The 20,738-nt window shown below is 44.0% G+C and carries 17 protein-coding genes and 1 pseudogene; 14 read left to right on the plus strand and 4 right to left on the minus strand.

Translation table 11 applies throughout. The features are described 5' to 3' along the window. Window positions 1-150 precede the first annotated feature (150 nt). The 7 genes and pseudogenes from argC to NI389_RS12185 all read left to right on the plus strand — a co-directional run bounded on the left by argC (window position 151) and on the right by NI389_RS12185 (window position 6,500). Window positions 151-1,161, plus strand: a complete 1,011-nt coding sequence (gene argC, locus NI389_RS12155; protein ID WP_308360146.1) for an N-acetyl-gamma-glutamyl-phosphate reductase — start codon at window positions 151-153, stop codon at window positions 1,159-1,161. Between the two features lie 2 nt (window positions 1,162-1,163). Continuing rightward, entirely contained in the window at window positions 1,164-1,937 is a 774-nt protein-coding gene (argB, locus tag NI389_RS12160; RefSeq protein WP_308360147.1) for an acetylglutamate kinase, read from the plus strand. 11 nt (window positions 1,938-1,948) lie between these two features. Then, the gene (locus tag NI389_RS12165; protein ID WP_372588600.1) at window positions 1,949-2,866 is read left to right on the plus strand and encodes an ornithine carbamoyltransferase; all 918 of its coding nucleotides are present in this window, start codon (window positions 1,949-1,951) and stop codon (window positions 2,864-2,866) included. 12 nt (window positions 2,867-2,878) lie between these two features. After that, complete coding sequence (locus NI389_RS12170; protein ID WP_308360148.1) at window positions 2,879-4,084, plus strand: argininosuccinate synthase; 1,206 nt, start codon at window positions 2,879-2,881, stop codon at window positions 4,082-4,084. A 67-nt stretch (window positions 4,085-4,151) separates the two neighbouring features. Further along, a pseudogene (argH, locus tag NI389_RS12175) lies at window positions 4,152-5,516 on the plus strand (argininosuccinate lyase); the annotation flags it as partial. 289 nt (window positions 5,517-5,805) lie between these two features. Beyond that, window positions 5,806-5,973, plus strand: a complete 168-nt coding sequence (locus NI389_RS12180) for a hypothetical protein (RefSeq protein WP_308360149.1) — start codon at window positions 5,806-5,808, stop codon at window positions 5,971-5,973. Between the two features lie 62 nt (window positions 5,974-6,035). Continuing rightward, window positions 6,036-6,500 (plus strand): hypothetical protein, encoded by a 465-nt coding sequence (locus NI389_RS12185; RefSeq protein WP_308360150.1) that lies wholly within the window; start codon window positions 6,036-6,038, stop codon window positions 6,498-6,500. 123 nt (window positions 6,501-6,623) lie between these two features. Here the strand turns inward: NI389_RS12185 and NI389_RS12190 are convergent, their stop codons facing one another. Together NI389_RS12190 and speE are read right to left on the minus strand one after the other, a co-directional pair. After that, the gene (locus NI389_RS12190) at window positions 6,624-9,386 is read right to left on the minus strand and encodes an alpha/beta hydrolase family protein (RefSeq protein WP_308360152.1); all 2,763 of its coding nucleotides are present in this window, start codon (window positions 9,384-9,386) and stop codon (window positions 6,624-6,626) included. A 142-nt stretch (window positions 9,387-9,528) separates the two neighbouring features. Then, window positions 9,529-10,392, minus strand: a complete 864-nt coding sequence (speE, locus tag NI389_RS12195) for a polyamine aminopropyltransferase (RefSeq protein ID WP_308360153.1) — start codon at window positions 10,390-10,392, stop codon at window positions 9,529-9,531. 238 nt (window positions 10,393-10,630) lie between these two features. On the opposite strand from speE, the gene NI389_RS12200 reads away from it, so the two are divergent. Genes NI389_RS12200 through NI389_RS12210 form a run of 3 tightly spaced genes read left to right on the plus strand, consistent with a single transcriptional unit; the run spans window position 10,631 to window position 13,624 of the window. Further along, window positions 10,631-11,524: an acyltransferase gene (locus NI389_RS12200; protein ID WP_308360155.1), complete on the plus strand. Its 894-nt coding sequence runs from the start codon at window positions 10,631-10,633 to the stop codon at window positions 11,522-11,524. A 1-nt stretch (window position 11,525) separates the two neighbouring features. Next, window positions 11,526-12,446, plus strand: a complete 921-nt coding sequence (locus NI389_RS12205; RefSeq protein ID WP_308360157.1) for an acetyltransferase — start codon at window positions 11,526-11,528, stop codon at window positions 12,444-12,446. Beyond that, a complete protein-coding gene (locus tag NI389_RS12210) occupies window positions 12,443-13,624 on the plus strand; it encodes a mechanosensitive ion channel family protein (RefSeq protein WP_308360158.1) in 1,182 nt (393 codons plus the stop codon). The genes NI389_RS12205 and NI389_RS12210 overlap by 4 nt, the downstream gene beginning before the upstream one ends. Window positions 13,625-13,677: 53 nt before the next feature. On the opposite strand, the gene chrA is transcribed toward NI389_RS12210, so the two are convergent. Further along, window positions 13,678-14,805: a chromate efflux transporter gene (gene chrA / locus NI389_RS12215; protein ID WP_308360160.1), complete on the minus strand. Its 1,128-nt coding sequence runs from the start codon at window positions 14,803-14,805 to the stop codon at window positions 13,678-13,680. 170 nt (window positions 14,806-14,975) lie between these two features. Here chrA and NI389_RS12220 point away from each other — a divergent pair, with 170 nt between their 5' ends. Both NI389_RS12220 and NI389_RS12225 read left to right on the plus strand, forming a co-directional pair. Then, entirely contained in the window at window positions 14,976-15,749 is a 774-nt protein-coding gene (locus tag NI389_RS12220) for a substrate-binding periplasmic protein (protein ID WP_308360163.1), read from the plus strand. A gap of 101 nt (window positions 15,750-15,850) precedes the next feature. Next, window positions 15,851-16,477 carry an OmpA family protein gene (locus NI389_RS12225; protein WP_308360164.1) on the plus strand — a complete coding sequence of 209 codons (627 nt, stop codon included), beginning with the start codon at window positions 15,851-15,853 and terminating at the stop codon, window positions 16,475-16,477. Between the two features lie 56 nt (window positions 16,478-16,533). Here NI389_RS12225 and NI389_RS12230 read toward each other — a convergent pair whose 3' ends face one another. After that, a complete protein-coding gene (locus tag NI389_RS12230) occupies window positions 16,534-17,310 on the minus strand; it encodes a substrate-binding periplasmic protein (protein WP_308360165.1) in 777 nt (258 codons plus the stop codon). Between the two features lie 107 nt (window positions 17,311-17,417). Between NI389_RS12230 and NI389_RS12235 the strand changes: the two genes are divergently transcribed. Then, window positions 17,418-18,842 (plus strand): protein adenylyltransferase SelO family protein, encoded by a 1,425-nt coding sequence (locus NI389_RS12235; RefSeq protein ID WP_308360167.1) that lies wholly within the window; start codon window positions 17,418-17,420, stop codon window positions 18,840-18,842. Window positions 18,843-18,853: 11 nt separating this feature from the next. Then, window positions 18,854-20,644, plus strand: coding sequence for an ABC transporter ATP-binding protein (locus NI389_RS12240; RefSeq protein ID WP_308360169.1), 1,791 nt, complete (start codon window positions 18,854-18,856; stop codon window positions 20,642-20,644). The last annotated feature ends 94 nt before the right edge of the window (window positions 20,645-20,738 follow it).

Genomic DNA, 20,738 nt, shown 5'->3' on the forward strand with positions numbered 1-20,738 from the left:
TGTGTTTAGCATGAATATCAATTCACTTTTTTAGCATAAATAGTCTAAATAAGTGTGAATATTCCAAGTGCACTATCATCGTCTATCATTTGATAGGGTACTAGGTGGTTTGATTACTGTAGCAAGTTCATAAGGCGAGTAAAGCAGAAGATGAAAAACGTGGCTATTGTTGGCGCGAGTGGGTATAGCGGTGTTGAATTGGCGAGTTTGGTTGCTAAGCACCCGCACCTTAATATTGTGGGTGTTTATGTATCAGAAGGCAGCCAAGATAAAGGCAAGCAATTAAGTGAGCTTTATCCTGAGCATGTTGGGCTATTGGATATTTCGCTTGAGCCGTTAACTGACGCTGCTTTCAAAGCAATTGGTGCACACGCCGATTACGTATGTCTTTGCACAGATCACCATGTAAGTGTTGAGCTTGCTCCCCAATTTCTTGCGCTAGGCAAAAAAGTGTTTGATTTGTCAGGTGGCTATCGGCTCCATGAAACAAGTGACTACGACCGTTATTATGGTTTTGCCCATCCGTATCCTGAATGGCTAGAGAAAGCTCAATACGGTCTTGCTGAATGGTACACAGACGCTATTGCTGATGCTGAATTGGTTGCAGTTGCCGGTTGCTATCCAACAGCGGCGTTAAATGCGTTAAAACCTTTGAAAGAAGCTGGATTGGTTGCGGACCAGCCGATCATCATTAATGCGGTTTCTGGCGTTACAGGCGCAGGTCGCAAAGCTGCAATTAATACGCATTTTTGTGAAGTGTCCTTAGCGCCGTATGGACTTTTTAATCATCGCCATACTCCAGAAATTAGCCAATATCTGGGGCACGATGTCCTGTTTACACCTCATTTGGGGAATTTCGCACGTGGCATTCTTGAAACGATTTACGTGACGCTGAAGCCTGAAGTAACAGCAGCGCAAGTCGAAGCTGCGTATCAAGTGCTTGCCGATGAGCCTCTAATTCGTTTGAAAGGCAAAGTTATGCCTTCGATTAAAGGTGTTGCTAATCAACCATTTGTAGATATTGGCTGGCAACAACAAGGTCAGCAGCTGATTGTCGTTGCTGCGATTGATAATTTATTAAAAGGTGCTGCAGGGCAAGCGTTGCAGTGTATGAATATTGCGAGCCACTGGCCGTCAGAATTGGGTTTAAAGGGAGCTTAATCATGAGTACGTCAAAACCAATTTGGGTAATTAAACTCGGTGGCGCGGTGTTAAATTCTGAAGAAGCGTCGAAAGCATTGTTCGAAGTAATGAAAGTACAAACAGCCTTTCATTTTGTGGTTGTACATGGTGGCGGCGCATTGGTTGACAGTTGGCTTAAAGATGCGGGTTTTGCTACGGCAAAACATCAAGGTCTTCGAATTTCGCCTCGTGAACAAATGCCGTATATCGTTGGTGCGCTCGCAGGTACGGCGAACAAACAATTAATGGGGGCGGCATTAGTCAGTGGCATGAAACCGATCGGTTTGTCGTTGTTCGAAGCTGGCATTTTGGTCAAACAAAAATTGAAAGTATTAGCCCAGGTTGGTGAGTGTGATGGCACTCAAGATGGGGTTATCCCAGCGATGTTGAATGCAGGTTTTACACCAATCGTGAGTTCAATTGGTCTAGGCGAAGACGGGTCGCTGTATAACGTGAATGCCGACGAAGCGGCTGCTGCGATTGCTGCGCACCTTAAAGCGGAAATTATTTTTATGACTGATGTGGAAGCTGTGCTTGATGCGAATAAGCAACCACTTCATGAATTAAATGCAGATCAAATCGCGAAACTAATCGAAGAAGAGGTAATTGTGGGTGGAATGGAGGTAAAAGTGAAAACGAGCCTAACCGCCGCCGAACAATTACGACGAGGCGTTTATATCTCTAGCTGGCAAAAGCCAGAAAACCTTACCGCGCTTTTAGCCGGCGAGCACGTAGGTACCAAAATTACGCCTTAGAGGAATCCATAATGCAGCATTATATTCACGGCCTTGAGTTTAAAAAAGCAGAGCTCAAGCAACTACTCGATCTTGCGATCAAAATGAAACAAAACCCTGCTGATTACGCACAAGCGTTGGCAGGGAAATCAATCGTTACCCTTTTTGAAAAGCCAAGCTTGCGCACACGCGTTTCGTTCGATGTTGGTATCAATAAGTTAGGTGGTCATGCTGTCTACTTAGATCAACAAAATGGCGCAATGGGTAGCCGTGAATCAGTCAAAGATTTCGCCCTCAATATTTCGACTTGGGCTGACGCTATTGTGGCTCGAGTGATGCGCCACGACACATTAACTTGCATGGCTGAGAATGCCAGTGTGCCAGTCGTCAATAGTTTGTGTGATTTATATCACCCATGTCAGGCATTGGCGGATTTCATGACGCTGCAAGAAGTGTATGGTGACGTGAAAGAGCTGAAACTCGCTTACTTGGGGGAGGGGAATAATGTCGCGCATTCATTGATGTTGCTCGCAGCGACCCTCGGTACCGATTTCGTTGCGGTGTGTCCAAAAGGGCATTCACCTGACGCGCAAATTCTCAAACAAGCAGAGCAACTCGCGGCTGCGAATGGCGCTTCAGTCTCAATTAGTGATCGTATTGAAGCGGCAGTCGGTGCAAATGTGCTCTATGCTGATACGTGGGTGTCAATGGGTGATAAAACGCCACTTAAAGAAGTTGTTGATACTTACATGCCTTATCAAATCAACCAAGAGCTTGTTGAAAAAACTGGGGCATCAACCGTTTTACATTGCCAACCTGCACATCGGGAGTATGAAATTACGTCTGAAGTGATGGATGGTCCGAAATCAAGAATTATGCAGCAAGCTGAAAACCGCATGCACGCGCAAAATGCGCTTCTCGTCAGTTTGTTGAACCCAAGTTATCTCTAAGGATTATGAACAATGAGCGAAATTAAAAAAGTAGTATTGGCTTATTCTGGCGGTCTGGATACTTCGGCGATCGTGCCATGGTTAAAAGAAAACTACGGCTGTGAAGTCGTGTGTTTCGTGGCCGATGTAGGTCAAGGTGACGCTGAACTTGAGGGCGTAGAAGCTAAAGCGATTGCGTCGGGGGCATCTGAATGCCACATTGTTGATTTGAAAGAAGAGTTTGTAGCGGATTACATTTACCCAACCTTAAAAACAGGCTGTATTTACGAAGGTACATACTTGCTTGGTACATCAATGGCACGCCCTATTATTGCCAAAGCACAGGTTGAAATAGCACGAAAAGTGGGAGCTGATGCGTTAGCGCATGGTTGTACAGGTAAGGGAAATGACCAAGTTCGTTTCGAATCGTGTTTTGCGGCACTTGCACCGGATTTAAAAGTAATTGCACCATGGCGTGAGTGGGACCTAACCAGTCGAGAATCACTCCTTAATTACTTAGATGAGCGTAACATTCCTTGCTCAGCATCTCTTAAGAAAATCTACAGCCGAGATGCAAACGCATGGCACATTTCAACGGAAGGTGGAGAGCTAGAAAACCCTTGGAATGAGCCAAGTGAACAAGTATGGACCATAACAGCATCACCAGAACAAGCACCAGATAAAGCCGAATACGTCTCTGTGCAAGTAGAAAAAGGTCAAATCGTGGCGGTGAATGGTGAGCGTTACTCTCCTTACGAGTGTTTGGTGAAATTAAATGAGATAGCGGCGCCTCATGGGGTAGGTCGTATCGACATCGTTGAAAACCGACTTGTTGGTATGAAATCTCGAGGCTGTTACGAAACCCCTGGCGGCACCGTTATGGTTGCTGCGTTGCAGGCTATTGATGAATTGGTGTTGGATAAAACGAGTCGTAAGTGGAAAGAATTACTGGGCAATGAGTTTGCTCATTTAGTCTATGACGGTCGTTGGTTTACACCATTGAAGGCATCGGTTTTAGCCGGGGCCGAAGCGCTTTCAGAATACGCAACCGGTGAAGTGGTGTTAAAACTGTATAAAGGCCAAGTGATGCCTGTTCAGAAACGTTCACCGAACAGCCTTTACAGTGAAGATTTCGCCACCTTTGGTGAAGATGACGTTTACAACCAAGCTCATGCAGAAGGGTTTATTCGTCTTTACTCTTTATCAAGCCGTATTGCTGCACTTAACAAAGCAAAATAAATCAACGTGCAGATCTCGAAGGCAAGGTTATGTACTTGCCTTCTAATTCGTATTCTAGGAGATAACTATGGCATTGTGGGGCGGTCGTTTTTCTGAGGGGCCAGATTCGGCATTCAAACAGTTCAATGATTCATTACCTTTCGATTTCCAACTAGCAGAACAAGACATTATTGGATCTAAAGCATGGGCAAAAGCGATAGCCAGTGTTGGCGTACTAACAACGTCGGAATTGCAAACGTTAACGGCGGCTTTGGATGAGTTATTAGTAGAGGTTCAAGCGGATCCTGAGGCCATTGCGACGGCAGGTGATGAAGACATCCATTCTTATGTTGAAAGTAAGCTAATTGAAAAAGTAGGTGACCTGGGTAAAAAACTGCACACAGGTCGTAGTCGTAATGACCAAGTTGCGACGGACTTTCGTCTTTGGAGCCGCAAAACAGCGCAAATTATTTTAGAAGCCTTAGCGGATCTTAAGCAGGCTTTTTTGACTTTGGCAGAGAAAGAACTTGGAACAATACTTCCGGGTTATACCCATTTGCAGCGAGCTCAGCCAGTCCTATTTAGCCATTGGTGTATGGCTTATGTTGAAATGCTGAACCGTGACTCTGGACGATTAACTGATGCTTTAGCTCGTCTCAATCAGTGTCCTCTTGGTAGTGGCGCGTTGGCCGGGACTGCGTATGCGATTGACCGTACTGCGCTTGCAAAAGAACTCGGTTTTGATAGTGCAACGAGAAACAGCCTTGATGCCGTATCAGATAGAGACTTTGTGCTAGAACTACTCAGCACCGCATCAATTTCGATGCTGCATTTATCGCGGTTAGCTGAAGACATGATTTTTTATAACAGTGGAGAAGCAGGTTTCATTGAATTGTCGGATTCTGTGACATCCGGTTCGTCGTTGATGCCACAAAAAAAGAACCCTGATGCGCTTGAACTCATCCGTGGCAAAACTGGGCGGGTGTTTGGTGCGTTAAGCGCCATGTGTATGACGGTCAAAGCATTGCCGTTGGCATATAACAAAGATATGCAAGAAGATAAAGAAGGGCTATTTGACGCGTTAGCGACTTGGCTGGCCTGCATTCATATGGCGCAAGCGTGTATCAACGGCGTAAAAGTGAATGGCGAAAGAACCTTAGCCGCAGCAAAAGGTGGGCATGCAAATGCGACTGAATTGGCAGATTATTTAGTCGCTAAAGGGATCCCGTTCCGACAAGGTCACCATATTGTGGGGCAGTTGGTGCAGTTGGCGATTAGTGAAGGTAAGAACTTAGAAGAGCTCAGTTTGCCTCAGTTCCAAGCGGTTTGTGATGTTATTACCGATGATGTCTATCCAGTGCTTGAAATTGATGCATGTATTGCCGCCCGAAAGGCGCTTGGAGGCACCTCATTGCCGCAAGTAAAAGCAGCAATTGCCGCAGAGAATACAAAGTAATCAGACAGTTACGATTTGCCAAAAATTTGACTCGGAGATCTAAACGACGACTCACCTGTACGTCGTGAGCCCCAGTACGATTTTTGAGTAATCCGTATAATAAACCACCCAAGCGGTGGTTTTTTCTTGCCTTTAGTTTGTTTGTTAATCAAATTTTAACAAAAATATCTGAATTTCGAAGATCTGGCATAGTACTTGATATTGATCCCTCACATTTTTGCAATACCCCAATTTTTTAGGGGATTGTGATGAATAAGAAGAACTTTACTCTCTGAGGGAAAACAAAATGTTAAATATGATCAAAAAGATGGCACTAAAAAACCGTTCGACTAAATTCGCTGGTCAATCACCTGTTTTGTCTGGTAAGGTGGTTTTTACAAGTGAAATGTTGGCAATGGTTTCTGGTGCTGGCCCACGCATCACTCCAGAGCCCGAACAAAAAGAAAAAGTATAAGAGTGTTACTACGAGATATATTTGGACTTACATTAGGTGCATTGATCGTTTGGGGCTTTCTCATGGCTTTCCTTATAAATGTATTGATGCACTTCACTACCAAGCATAAATTGATGCCAACAATAGTTACCTCATTTTATGTTTTTCTTTCCTATTTTATTTCTGATGATTTAGCTTCACTTACGGTTCAACCAAATGCTTATCTCAACTGGGCTATTTTCGATTTGGTAACGATTACGCTCATCTTCACTACCTTAAAAGTAGCCAAATTGCCTTTTAATACAGCTTCGTATTATGTTTTTGGTGGATTGAGCATTAGCACATTACTTTATTTAAGCATGCATATTGATGTCGATATTTACAGTAATAGAACACCTTGGATACTGTGGGATATATTTGGTTATGGAGGAACTCTGGTCGATCTGATGATGATTACTGTTCTAATCTTGAATCGTGATATTTTGCAACTAGGGCGACTTTTTAATCGTGGCTCCAAGCCAAACCCAATAGAGCTAAGTGCCAAATAAATCGTAGTAAGAGCTATTCGAGAAAAAGGAGCTTAACGCTCCTTTTTTATTTCTGTTCAACCACGTTGTTTCCGGTGGTTGATGCTCTACTTTACTAGAAGTGACGAGCACCAAATGTCGACATTACTCCTCAATAAAAGGAATTCCTTTTTGCATCCACTCAGGTGCCGGTTTGCCTTTTAGGTGATGATCAAAATATTCCATCATTCGAATCGAGAAATCGACCTGATTTGGAAACTTTTTCAAGTGATGTGGCTCGTCTTCGTATTCTAGGAAGATAGCATCTTTACCTGCTCTTCGAAGCGCTAGATAGTACTGTACGCCCTCATTGTATGGCACAGCGTCATCTTTATTGCCAAACATGATCAAAATAGGCGTTTCGACTTTATCAGCGAAAAAGACAGGGGAGTTTTCAATGTATAGTTCTGGCGCTTCATAAAGCGCTTTACCTATGCGGCTTTGGCCTGTTTCATATTGGAATTGACGCGCAAGACCCGAACCTAAACGAATGCCGCTGTAGGCCGAAGTCATATTAGATACAGGCGCACCAGAAATCACGGCTTTAAACATATTTGTTTGGGTGATCATGAACGCACTTTGATAACCGGCCCAAGAGTGACCTTGCAAGCCGATATTATTCGGATCGGCAACACCAATGTCGATCAGTTTTTGTGCGGCATTCATCATCGTTTTTGTTGCAGATTTGCCGGGATGACCGATTTCAAAACGAATATCAGGTAGGAATACCGCATAGCCATTTGAGGTGAACATGGGCAAATTAGGTCGATGATTCAGCTCCATTTTAGGAAAGTCATAACGACGCTGCGTCATATAACGATAGAAGTAAATGACGACAGGGACTTTCTGGCCAGCTTGATACCCTGCTGGTTTAATTAATACGCCTTGTAAGTCTTCACCATCATATCCTTTATATTGAACTAATTCGGGCTTTCCGCCCCAAGCGAAATCATTCAGTTGTGGATTGACAGCCGTTACTTTCTGTGACTTTTTAAATGTCGATGTGGTTTGCCAAAGATCGGGAAATTCTTGGTAGCTTTGTTTGGTGAAGATGAGCTTATCGTGTTGCTTTGCTTTGGCAATCAAATCAAATCGAGCTTCGCCATCAAGGACTTGCGTCACTTTTTTGGTTTCAAGATTGAGCGTCGCGATGCCACTTTCTTTCGTTTTTAGATTGAAGGTTTGTAAGAGCAATGTATCGGTTGACGAAAAGCCTTGCCACTGTTTATCCAACGTCACCACTCGGTATATGGTGTCAGTTGGTTTACCTTGTGTCAGTGGTGTCGCGCGGAGCGTTTTGGTGTCAAATGACCAAATATCATATTTGCTGTACACCAAAACTTGGCTTTCATCGAGATTCCAGCCCGCAATACCTTGGCCTGGTTGCTCGCTCGGATAGTCGTGTTTATCATCTGCAAAAAGCACATTTTGAACGGCCCGAGTGAGTGGTTTTACTTTTTGCGAAGGTAAATCTTTGAACCAATATTCACCGTCATTAAAATAGACGGCAAAGTGGCCGGCAGGGGAAACGCTAGGCACAAAACGACTTTTCTTGACAACTATCTGACTTTTTCCTGATGAAATATCGAGGCTATAGTAGTCGCTGTAAAAACCATTGTAGGTGATTTGACTCAGGTATGCAGAGTCATCATTTGCTAGCAGCGTCGTTGCTTCCGTGTTTAGCGTAAGATTTGGCAAACTCGGTGTGGTGAGCTGAACGACTTTGTCGCTCGCAAGATGATAAACCGCTTGATATTGCTTGTGCTTGTTTTCTTTGTTCCATTGATTGATTTCACGCGGCTTTATTTCAGCATCGTTTGGATGCCACACTTTAAGCCCCTTTTGGGCTCGAATCGTGTCAAAGTCGGTAAGAGAGTTTGCGTCTTTATATTTGAGTTCCGGTGCTTTAGCGGCTAAAAACGGGCTATTACCAAAATATAAACGCTCACCTTTTTCAGACCACTGAAGTTTCGCCGTTTTGGCGCTGAACCAGCCATCTTGGTTTGGTATTGTACTTAATTGCGTTTTATCCGCATCCCATAAGCGAATGTGGTAATCGCGACGACGGCTGTCTTCGTTTACATAGTTACCCTCACTAAATGCAACCAGCGCCTTAGTTGGATGCCAACTAAAGGTGGACACGGTAATACCCGGCTCGCTCAGTAGATTCACCGCCTCATTTTCTTGGAAATTGCGAAAGCTAATTCGGTTGTCTTTGCCATTGTCCGAACCAACTTGCCAAATTAATCCAAAATTCGAAACCGCATAACTGTTCACCGAATCAAAAGTGACTTCTTTTAGGTCGCTGAGGCTAACCAGTATCAACGGCAGCAACGTGTCTTTTTTATCGGCTTTGATTGCATTGTCGTCTTTGTCGCTTTCTTGAGGCGCTTCTTTCGCTGTTTCTTTCTTTTTATCAACGTCTTTACGATAGGCCAACCACAGCCCATCATCAGACAATTGGTAATCTTTCACGTCAGTAAACTCGGTTTGTTCACCCGTTTTTGCGTGTACTAGCACTAAATTCTTTTTAAGTTTTTTCCGGTCGGATTTTTTCGTTGTTTCTGTTTTGAGTAAATCGGCATCCTGTGTAAATGCGACCCAAGTTGCTGACTTATTGATAACGGGTTTAGAACCTCGTGGTACAGATGCAAGTAACGCATTTGTTTCTAATTGATAAACCAAACCTGTCGGGTCGCCGCGGTAGGGCTTTGCACTGGTTACGAGCAACTGACCATCCTCTGAAAGCAGGGTATTATTGGTTTGTTTGAAGTCAAAAACGTCTTTGAAAGACAAAGGTTTGCTGGCAAAGCTAAGGGTTGGTGCGCTGAGCAATGTCGCAAACAGAAGTGAGTGGGTAACTTTCATTGCGTGATTCTTTTATTTATTTGAACATTATTTTTAGCATGAACCAATCTGAGCGCAAATTTGCTTGCGATAAGTCTCCGATTATTCGGGCCGATAAATAAAAACGGCCGCAATGGCGGCCGAGTGATTTGTCTAAGCGTGCTTATTTCTTCTCAAAAGCACGTTTCATAAAGTTTGGCGTTGCAAGCGCACCTTTGTGGATACCTGAATTATAGTATTCGGTTTGGAACGTTGCAGCGTTGACTTCCTCTTCACGGAAACCATTAAAGGCTTCGCCTTTTCGAGCCATTGTTGCAGACCACAGGCCACTTGGATAAATAGGTTGTGGGAAAGGCATCGTGATAAGATCAGCAAAACCGACTTCAAGCATCGCATCACGCATTTCACATAGAAGAGGCATGTGCATCAGTGGCGATTCACTTTGTTGGATCATGATGCCACCAGGGCGAAGCGCAGCCAAGCAGCTTTTGTAAAACGCGTGGTTAAACAAGCCTTCACCTGGGCCTACCGGATCAGTACCGTCGACGATAACCACATCGATTGATTCAGGCGCCGCTTCTTTCATGTACTTGATGCCATCATCGAACATCACGGTTGCGCGCGGATCGTTGTTCGACTCACACAACTCAGGAAAGTACTTAAGTGACATCTCAGTGACAACCTCATCGATGTCAATTTGCGTTACCGTTTCGACACCTGGGTGCTTAAGAACTTCACGTAATGTGCCACAGTCGCCACCACCAATGATGACGACATTTTTAGGCGCTGGGTGCGAGAAAAGCGCTGGGTGGCTCATCATTTCGTGATAAAAAAAGTTTTCGCGGGTACTGACCATCGTGCAACCATCGATAATCATTAAGTTGCCAAAGTCAGTTGTTTCAAACATTTCAACAAGTTGAAATGGAGACTGTTTTTCGTCTAATTTACGTTTAACACGCAGTGAAAATGCACTGCCATCTCTGTCACTGATTTCAGTAAACCAACGGTTTGCTTCTAAGTTTGCCATGTCGTCAATCACACTAAATAAAGAATAATGGGAAATTGTGCCAGCCAGAGGCGATGAGCTCAATCAATTTTAGCCAAGCAAGGGCAATTTGTCTTGGTGAATGCCAAAGCGCAAAGTGCTTAGACCTCGGATTTTAGGTCATATCCACAGATAGGTGACGTTTTCTTGTAGAGTTTAATGATAATATAGTGAACGAAATGTGATTGGTCGCATCCGTTTGGTAAAAAAAGGAGAATCAATGTCGTTTATTCGCGCAGTGTTGGGATTGGTGTTGTATTTTGTGAATACCGTCGTGTGGTGTATTCCTATTTTCCTATGTGGCTTCTTAAAGCTCATTCCTATCAAACCATGGCAAACCATGGTGAGTGCGATAGCCAAGTCCTGTGCTAGCTTCTGGGTTGCATGTAACAACCTGAATCAATCGCTTCTGATCCCGACTAAGTTTAACGTAAGTAAGGTGCCAGAACTCAAATACAAAGATTGGTATCTCGTTATTGCCAATCACCAAAGCTGGGTTGATATTCTGGTGTTGCAGCGAGTTTTGCATCGTCGTATCCCGTTTCTTAATTTCTTTTTGAAAAAAGAGCTTATTTATGTACCTTTGTTGGGACTTGCTTGGTGGGCATTGGATTTTCCATTTATGGCACGAAGTTCCAAAAGCCAAATAAAGAAAAACCCAAAACTAAAAGGCAAAGATTTAGAGACCACGAAAAAGGCCTGTGAGAAATTTAAAACAATGCCCGTTAGCATCGTTAATTTTGTTGAAGGGACTCGGTACACGGAACAAAAGCATGCAAGACAGAACAGCCCATTTCAACATTTATTGAAACCCAAAGCAGGCGGAGTGGCTTTTGTTATGGAGGCGATGGGAGAACAAATTAAGAAGGTGGTAAATGTCACTTTACACTACCCAAAAGGTCGTCCTACGTTTATGGATTTCGTGTCAGGGCACGTACCTCAAATCGATGTTCAGGTAGAGGTCATGCCTGCTGGGGATAATTGGTGCGGCGATTATTCAAGCGATAATGAATTTAGGGTAAAGTTTCAGGCGGAACTCAACCGAGTTTGGCTACAAAAAGACCAGCAATTGGTTGAGCTTCACAACCGTTCTGAACATGTTGAGAGGGTGTAGAATGTTAAAGCGAGTCTTACCTAATTGGTTTGTTGGTCTGATTGCTACGACCTTTTTATTGGGCAACACGCTATTGTGGGGCCTGCTGATTTTATGTTTGGGCGTTATTAAACTTATCTTCCCAATGCAGCTGATCACGCTCTTACTGAACTGGAGTTACCGTAATTGGTGTCGTGGTAACGCCATTTCATTGCAGATTGGGTGTGAGCACGTTCAGCTACATGTGTCGGGAGAGATCTCGGATAAAGGTTGGTACTTACTTGTTTCAAACCATTTAAGTTGGTTAGACATTGTTGTTTTGAGTGCTCTTGACCGACTACCTGCTCCAAAGTTTTTCTTAAAAGATGAATTGAAATATGTGCCGATTATTGGCTCTGGGGCTTGGGCTCTAGGTATGCCTTTTATGAAGCGAGCGACCAAAGCGCAAATTGCCAAAAATCCTAAGCTGAAAGGGATGGACGTGGCGCGCACGAAAGCGAGTTGTCGCGCATTTCGTGATTACCCAACGACCATTATTAATTTTGTCGAAGGCACACGTTTTACAAAGCAAAAGCAAGCAAAACAATTAAGCCCATTTCGTCATTTGTTGAAGCCGAAGGCTGGCGGTACTGCGTTCGCCCTCGAAGTGCTGTCTGAGCAATTGGATGCGATTCTAAATACTACCTTAGTTTATGACACTCCCGATATTCACATCTGCCGAAGCTTTATGCAGGGTCGTTTAAAAGGGGTCTATGTGGATATAGAAGTGAATGCGATGAGTTCTGTGCCACTGGGAAATTATCAAGACGACAAGGCGTATCGTGTGGAATTCCAACAATACGTGAATCGCCTTTGGCAGGGGAAAGACGATCGGATTGGCAGTTATGAACCAACGTTGCAATTCAAATCGATTACACTCCATGAGGAAATCAATTCTTTATGATGTCTACTTCATTGCAAGCCGCGCTTCAACCTTGGTTTGATCGTTTCCCTCAGGGCGAATTGATCAGCGCCTTAATTTCAAATGGTGTTGGTGTTGTACTGTTGATGGTGCTTTACGGGTTTACTCGACGCTTGATGCTGCCAAGTATTCAATCTTTGATGACGCGATTGTCTCCATCTCGGATAGGGCATTTAAGTGGTCAGCTTAATAAAGCAAATCGTCGCCTTGCGATGCTAATTACCATCGTTGCATTTTTGGCCAGTTTCGAGCAGATCCTTGTGTTACCAGATTGGGGTATGGAACTTTGCCGTACCGGCGGTCAGGTTTTTTTGGTCATCATGTCTGGTTTTTTAATGAGCAGTATCATTGGGTTAGCTCATGGGATATACAACCAGTTTAGTTTCGCAAAAGAAGTGCCAATCCAAGGTATTGTGCAAGTTGCAAAACTCGTTACGTTTATCGTTTGTTTGATATTGGTCGTCAGTATTATCTTAGACAAATCACCGACGTATATTTTGTCCGGGTTTGGTGCTATTGCAGCCGTTACCCTACTTGTGTTCAAAGACACCATTTTAGGGTTTGTGGCGAGCATTCAAATTGCGGCCAATCGATTAGTCACAATGGGTGATTGGATCCAAATGGATACATACGGTGCCAACGGTGAAGTGATTGATTTGGGATTAAACACCGTGCGAGTGCGCAACTGGGACAATACGGTGACGACAATTCCTACGTACGCTTTAATTGCTGGGTCATTCAAAAACTGGCGAGCAATGCAAGAATCGGCTGGGCGGCGAATTACGCGAGCTCTCTACTTAGATCTTCACTCTGTGACTCAGTTAACACCGGAGCAAACGACAAACTTAAAACAAGAGCCGCTGCTCAAAGAAATGGATGTGTCATTGTGGCAAGAAGGCACCAACGTCGCCATATTCCGCCGCTATGCTGAAGCCTATATCAATCAGCATCCAGACGTAAGCAACGATTGCCTAGCGATGGTGCGTGAGCTGCAAACGTTAAATCATGGTTTGCCTATCGAGATTTACTGTTTTAGCCGTAACACATCTTGGGTTTTTTACGAGCATCTGCAAGCCGACCTGTATGATTACTTGCTGGCACAACTCCCTCGATTTGGTTTACGTCCTTACCAAAGCATCACAGGCATTATGCAGCCTTAAACTCTAAGGTGTTGAATTGCGTATGAGATAAAAGTGTGGCCTAGGCCACATTTTTATTGTGCAGCTATCAGACCGATGCCTGCAAACGCGATTAACAAAACCCAGATAGGCGGCTTAAACTTTGATAGTGTGAAATACCCTAACACGATGACCGGCCACTGCCATACCTCATGGACCGCGCTTGGAATGATAGGGTTTAACCATGCCGCGAATAGAATACCGACAACGGCAGCGTTTAATGCTGCAATGATGTGTGCAAAACGCGGTAAGTTTTGTAATGTTTGCCAATGATTCAAAAATGCCCCGATTAAGAGTAAGCCTGGTAAGAATATCGCCAAGGTGGCGGTTAGCGCATTGAGAATATCCGGAGAGCCATCCCAGAATGCACCTAGATAGCTTGCGATAGTAAACATAGGGCCCGGCACTGCTTGTGCGGCTGCATAAGCGGTTAGGAATGTTTCATCACTAATGTTTGGTAGGCTCGCCTGTAACAGCGGCAGCACGACATGCCCACCGCCAAACACTAAGCTTCCAGCTTGATAGAATGGCGCGAAAAGTGTGTCGTTGAAAAGACTCAGACACATCGCAAACCCAATGATGACCATAGAAAAGGGTAGCCATGCAAAGCGGTTTAACGATTTATTTGGAGCGTCTGGGATGCTGCTAAGAGGAGCGACGCACCCAATCAAAAAGGCAAATCCGAGTACGAGCAGTTGCGTGTTGAGTGTAGGGAGATAATATAGGAAAACAGCGACCAACGTGGCGATTACTTTTAGCGGTGTTGTTTTACAAAAGTTTCTCGCCATACTGATCACCGCATCGGCAACGATGACCACCGCAAAGAGCTTTAGACCAGTAATCACACCATCCATACTTGATTGTAGCGTTGATGCGCCGAACGCCAGCATTACCATAATTAAAAAGGATGGTAGAGTGAAACCGACAAATGCAGCAAGCCCACCAAGCCAGCCTGCTTTCTCAAGCCCAATCGCAAACCCAACTTGACTGGAACCTGGGCCTGGAAGCACCTGCGACAAGGTAATCATATTTGCGAAACGTTCAGGTTTAATCCAGCCTAAGTGTTCGACAAAATGACGTCGAAAGTAACCAATGTGCGCAACAGGCCCACCGAAACTTGTACAACCTAATAAAAAAAACTGATAAAAAATATGCACTAACATTTTTGACTCAAACTTTTGGTTGACCGTTAAGTTTATGGCAATAGAATGTCCAAATTATGACTGGTAATCGCAAATAAAGTAAGAGCAGACTTTGGGCCAGATTATTCGTGTTTTATTTAGTCATACAACTACACTTATGCTAACCACCTTAAAGTGAGTACTGTGGTTCTATGCCAAGAATTGTGTTGCTAAGTTTATTGCTCTTCATTGCGCCAAGTTTTGCCAAATCGACGATTTTGGTTGGGGTTGATCATGCTCCTCCATACAGTCGTATTGACGATGATGGTAATATTCAGGGCCTCATTCTTGATATTCTTTATGCGTTACCTCAATCAGCTGAATACGATATTCAACCCATCGCATGTCCTTTTTCTCGTTGTGTAAGAATGTTGTCGCAAGGCGAGATAGACATCATGGGGGGACTCATTAACACCAAAGAACGTCAAAAAATAATGTCGTTTGTCGAACCGCCTTACATGGTTTTACAATCTTCTTTTGTTTTCTATAAGCGAGCCGATTCAGAGCTGGTTGTCGAAAATTACGATGATCTCTATAACAAGCGTATTGCAGTAATGCGTGGTGGCGTTTTCTTCCCGCGTTTTGATGAAGATAGAGAGTTAAATAAAGTCTCGGTCAATACAGAGAAAGTCGCCATAGACCTTCTATTAAAGAATCGAGTGGACTTGGTCATCGCGGTTGAGGAAACGGCCGACCACTCGATGAGTATTTTAAACCAACCGAGTCATCAACTGAAAAAAGTGGACTTTCGTTACACGCAGAAAATTTATGGCAACATGGCGATGAGTCTTAAGTTTGCTCATTCTTACGCTGGGTTGCGCGTTCGTGATGGCATGATGTCACTCGCGCTTTCAAATCAGCTATCGCAGCTTGTTGCGCCTTATCAGTTGCCCCCAATCCCACTCGAGATCATTCCCAAAATTTAGCTAATTTAGGGCAATCCGTTTATTTCCTATGAGGGCTTTCATGCTTTATTCAGTTTTGTTTGCCAAAATAGAACAATAAAAGCATTCATAAAGGATTGGTTATGAAAATGAAACCACTCATTATTTCCCTTGCCACGGTAATTGCACTGTCAGGTTGTCAAATGACCAATACGGGTCAAGGTGCAGCGATTGGCGCGGCGACTGGTGCCGTACTCGGTAAAGCGACTGGCAATCATAAAGATAAACGCATATTCATTGGTGCCGCCATTGGTGCGATAGCGGGTGCGGCTATTGGTGACTATATGGACAAACAGGAAGCCGAATTTCGTCGTGAACTTGAAGGCACGGGAGTCGATGTCGTTCGTGAAGGAAATAACATGACGTTGGTCATGCCATCCAACATTACCTTTGCGTCAAACCAAGCTTCAATATCGCCTGAATTTTACAACACACTAAACGGTGTTGCGAAGGTGATGAATAAATACGACAAAACGTGGCTCACGATTATTGGACACACAGATTCAACTGGCGCGAGTGATTACAATCAACGTCTTTCAGAGCAACGAGCGATGAGTGTACGTAATTATCTCGTCGCTAACCAAGTTGCGGCAGTACGGTTACAAACTCAAGGCATGGGCGAGTTGCAACCTGTTGCGAGCAATCAAACGGAGCAGGGTAAAGCGATGAACCGTCGCGTGGAAATCCAAATCATCCCAAATCAAAAGTAATTCCGAACAGCTAGGCGGCGCCACAGTTGCCGCCAAACGCTTTAAATGCGCTAACCTTACAGCACGCTCGCTTCTTGTTTTTGTGGCGGTGATGATGGCAAGGGAGGGCAGCGTTTTTGATACTCTTCCAAATAAGCCTTATTTTCAAACAGCCGCTCCATTGCGCTATCGAATTTTTCAGCAATGTCTTTATTTTGATGGTTAAACAGCATGTATCCAGACATTGTGAAAGCGGGAGTTGTGTGAGCGACGACTTGATTGCGTTCTTCATCCGATAGTGTTTGTAGGTAGGCGTCTGCTGTCTGGGTATTCAAAATGGCAACGTCGCCGCGTTTGGCAAGCACGAGTGGTAGGTTTTGTGTTGTATAAGTTGTTTCAATCACGCTAATTTTCTTTTGCGCTATGATATCTAAAAGATTTCTTGGATACGTTAACCCCTTCGTTAACACCAAGATTTTTCCTTCCAAATCATTGAAGTTTTTTGCCGTCATCGGGTTGTCTTGAAGGTGGTAAAACAAATTGACTTCATACGTAATGGGGTACTTAGAATAGAGGTACGTGTTCGCTCTCTCTTCACTGAAATACCAGTAGGCAGTTCCAGCATAACGTGGCTTTTGACCTTCGATATAGGCGCGTTGCCATGGCATGAATTCAAAACGTACTTCAATGTTTTCCAGTCTCAACGCATCACGAAGTAGTTTGGCAACACAGCCTTTATCTGGGTCGTTTTCATCCATAAATGGAGGCCAATGACCCGTTGCGATGTTCACATGTTGGGCAAAGCTTGCGATACTAAATAAAGAACACAGCAAAGCAAAAAATGAACGGACCATGTTATCGCATCGATTTAGAAAGCATGCTTTTGAATATAGTGCAATATCGTCCCTTTTTGTGAAAATTTAATCGGTCGACTAAAATTCGCCCAACGATGAGGCTTAGCGTGGATTTTCAACCCTTCAGATATACCGTTTTAGGCGATGAGTTCGCCGTGCCAACGCCGCGTTACACATTCACACAAAGTACTATTTTGCTTTGGAATGAACGCGTGGCAAACCACTATCAATGGCCGTTAGATTTGCCGTCTTCACTGGCGTTATTCTCAGGGCAAAACCAGTCATCGAGTGGGCCTTCTGTCTCTCTCGCCTATTGTGGGCATCAATTTGGCCACTTTAACCCGTCTCTTGGAGATGGTCGCGCCCAGTTAGTTGCTCAATTAGAGAGTGTTGATGGTGGTGTGGATGTGCAAACAAAGGGAAGTGGACCAAGCCGATTTTCTCGTGGAGGTGATGGATTAAGTGCAATGGGTCCCGTCATTCGAGAATTCATCATGAGTGATGCTATGTGGCATTTAGGTGTACCAACCACACATTGCTTGGGCGTTTTAGACACTCATCATGAGGTGTATCGCCAACAGCGAGAAGCCGGAGGTCTAAGTGTACGCATTGCGGACAGCCACATTCGAATAGGGAGTTTTCAATATGTTGCAATGCAGCACGATATTGAAAAACTAAACGCCTTGATGGAGTTAGCAATTTCGAGGCATTACACCGGCATCAAATCAATCGGTGAAGCCCGCGTGATTGAATTTTTGGAAGCTGTCTGTCAACAGCAAGCTAGATTAATCCTACACTGGTTGCGTATCGGTTTCGTGCATGGAGTGATGAACACGGATAATGCACTCGTGAGTGGTCAAACCATTGATTATGGCCCATGTGCCATGATGGAAAATTACAGCCTAGATACCGTGTTTAGCTCAATAGATAAACAAGGGCGTTACGCCTTTGGTCAGCAAGCAACCATAGCCAATTGGAATTGTGCTCGGCTCGCTGAATCGTTAATACCGCTTTTTGCTGATGAGCAAGTTGCGGTGAGCAAGCTATCTGAGGCGCTTTCTGCATTTGCTGTTGTTTTTAATGAGGGCTACGATCAATTGTGGTTCGATAAACTGGGTTTGAATAAAACGAAGGTTGAACATCAAACGTTGGTGGAAGAATTTAAAGCGCTACTAACAAAAACGAAAGCCGATTACACCAACACCTTTGCTGCGTTAACGATGAGCCTGACAAAGGGGACGTTTACGCCTTATGAATTGCCCGAACTTTTGGCTGACTGGCAGGCGAAATGGGCACGTTGTGTCGATAAAGCGTATGCGTTGCCTTTGATGCTACAAATGAATCCTGCGTTGATCCCTCGAAATCACTTGGTGGAGCATGCAATTTCAACAACCAAACAAGGTGATAAAACATTTATCACGGATTGGATGGTCGCGCTCTCCACTCCTTATGACTACGACAATGTTCCCGAACAATATGTTCAACCCGCGGCAGATGGTGGTGTTGGCTACCGTACTTTTTGTGGCACTTAAGCGAGCATGATATGAAACCCATTAATGTGCCTTCTCTTTCTTTTAAGGCCTTGTTTAAACAAGTATTAGAACATAAAAAAACACTCATTTTGGCACACGTTATTGCTATTTTCGCGACGCTTGTGAGTGTGCCCATTCCGATGATGATGCCGCTGTTGGTTGATGAAGTGTTGCTAAACAAGCCAGGCGCTGCAATCGATTGGTTAAATAAGCTCCTTCCTGAGCAATGGCATGGACCAATCGGATATGTGCTATGCATTTTATTTACCGTGATGTTCATGCGGCTCTGTGCACTGGGTTTAGGTGTTTGGCAATCGAGACAATTCACCATCATTGGCAAAGACATTAGTTTGTCTATTCGAGTGAGATTGCTCAAACACTTGCCATTGGTGAATCTAAAAACGTTTGAGACCGAAGGTGGGGCGGCTATCAGTTCTCGCTGTATCACGGATGTCGAAACAATCGATAAGTTTATTAGTCAAACGCTGTCTCGGTTTTTGTTAGGCATTTTAACCGTTGTTGGCACAGCTGCTGTATTGCTATGGATACATCCTGTACTTGGCGCCATTATTCTGTTTTTAAACCCAGCGGTAATTTATTTTTCTCGCCGTTTTGGGAAACACGTCAAAACACTTAAACGAGATGAGAATGCGGCCTTCGAAGCATTTCAGACTGCTTTAGTGGAAACGCTGGATGCAATTACGCAATTAAAAGCGTGTCGTCGAGAGCAAAACTACTTCTTCCAAGTAAGAGACGCTGCGGTGCATTTGAAAACCCAGTCGGTCAACGCTCAATGGAAAACGGATGCTGTAAATCGATTGAGTTTTACCGTGTTTTTACTCGGGTTTGAAGTATTCCGTGCGGTTGCCATGTTGATGGTCGTGTTTTCAGACCTTTCAATCGGACAGATGTTCGCTGTATTTGGTTATTTGTGGTTTATGATGGGCCCAGTTCAAGAGTTGCTCGGTATTCAATACGCCTATTACGGCGCAAGTGCAGCGCTTAAAAGACTCAACGATGTCTTTGCCTATGAGACCGAATCACAATTCGAATCGAAGGTCGATCCGTTTAAAACGGCTCAAAATATTGAGATCCGATTTGAGCAGGTCAATTTTGCGTATAAGCCTGAGCAACCTATTCTACAAGATGTGTCTTTAACTATCCCTAGAGGAAAAAAAGCGGCTGTAGTTGCTGTTTCAGGTGGTGGTAAATCGACGCTCGTGCAGTTGTTACTCGGTCTTTATGAGAAGCAATCAGGGGCAATTTTTATCAATGATACCGCGGTTGAATCGGTCGGATATGACTTAATCCGTGAGCATGTTGCCACTGTGCTTCAACAACCCATCTTGTTCAACGCATCTATTCGTGACAATTTATCGATGGGGAAAACATTTACCGAAGAACAATTTTGGCAAGCATTGGAAATTGCAGAGTTAAAAACGACGGTTGAATCGATAGAAGGTCAATTAGACGCCTTGGTTGGACGCAATGGTGTGCGCCTATCTGGTGGTCAGCGTCAGCGGCTCGCCATAGCGAGAATGGTGTTGGCTGATCCAAAAGTGGTGATACTAGATGAAGCTACGTCGGCACTTGATGTCGAAACGGAAGCCAAAATCCATCGCAACTTAGCTCATTTTTTGCAAGGTCGTACAACCTTAATCATTGCACATCGTTTAAGTGCGATTCGTCAAGCGGATGTCATTTATGTACTGGATGATGGTCAGGTAAGTCAGGCAGGAGATCATATTTCTTTATTAGAAGAGAAGGGTTTATATCAAACTTTGTTTGGACATCAGCTATAATGATCTAAATTTACTTAATAATTTTAGTGTACGTTAAGTATTAATTAATAAATTGACTACTATGATTGTGGTCATCAATAGGTGCGAATACGTT

This window comes from Pseudoalteromonas xiamenensis (assembly GCF_030994125.1).
GTDB classification, from domain to species: domain Bacteria; phylum Pseudomonadota; class Gammaproteobacteria; order Enterobacterales; family Alteromonadaceae; genus Pseudoalteromonas; species Pseudoalteromonas xiamenensis_B.

Coding starts and splice junctions, on each gene's coding strand:
- chrA (WP_308360160.1), bottom strand. CDS start 14,805: ATGTTAGTGCATATTTTTTATCAGTTTTTTTTATTAGGTTGTACAAGT.
- NI389_RS12210 (WP_308360158.1), top strand. CDS start 12,443: ATGATGTCTACTTCATTGCAAGCCGCGCTTCAACCTTGGTTTGATCGT.
- NI389_RS12220 (WP_308360163.1), top strand. CDS start 14,976: ATGCCAAGAATTGTGTTGCTAAGTTTATTGCTCTTCATTGCGCCAAGT.
- NI389_RS12225 (WP_308360164.1), top strand. CDS start 15,851: ATGAAAATGAAACCACTCATTATTTCCCTTGCCACGGTAATTGCACTG.
- NI389_RS12165 (WP_372588600.1), top strand. CDS start 1,949: ATGCAGCATTATATTCACGGCCTTGAGTTTAAAAAAGCAGAGCTCAAG.
- argB (WP_308360147.1), top strand. CDS start 1,164: ATGAGTACGTCAAAACCAATTTGGGTAATTAAACTCGGTGGCGCGGTG.
- NI389_RS12230 (WP_308360165.1), bottom strand. CDS start 17,310: ATGGTCCGTTCATTTTTTGCTTTGCTGTGTTCTTTATTTAGTATCGCA.
- NI389_RS12205 (WP_308360157.1), top strand. CDS start 11,526: ATGTTAAAGCGAGTCTTACCTAATTGGTTTGTTGGTCTGATTGCTACG.
- NI389_RS12200 (WP_308360155.1), top strand. CDS start 10,631: ATGTCGTTTATTCGCGCAGTGTTGGGATTGGTGTTGTATTTTGTGAAT.
- NI389_RS12180 (WP_308360149.1), top strand. CDS start 5,806: ATGTTAAATATGATCAAAAAGATGGCACTAAAAAACCGTTCGACTAAA.
- NI389_RS12170 (WP_308360148.1), top strand. CDS start 2,879: ATGAGCGAAATTAAAAAAGTAGTATTGGCTTATTCTGGCGGTCTGGAT.
- NI389_RS12190 (WP_308360152.1), bottom strand. CDS start 9,386: ATGAAAGTTACCCACTCACTTCTGTTTGCGACATTGCTCAGCGCACCA.
- NI389_RS12185 (WP_308360150.1), top strand. CDS start 6,036: ATGGCTTTCCTTATAAATGTATTGATGCACTTCACTACCAAGCATAAA.
- argC (WP_308360146.1), top strand. CDS start 151: ATGAAAAACGTGGCTATTGTTGGCGCGAGTGGGTATAGCGGTGTTGAA.
- NI389_RS12240 (WP_308360169.1), top strand. CDS start 18,854: ATGAAACCCATTAATGTGCCTTCTCTTTCTTTTAAGGCCTTGTTTAAA.
- speE (WP_308360153.1), bottom strand. CDS start 10,392: ATGGCAAACTTAGAAGCAAACCGTTGGTTTACTGAAATCAGTGACAGA.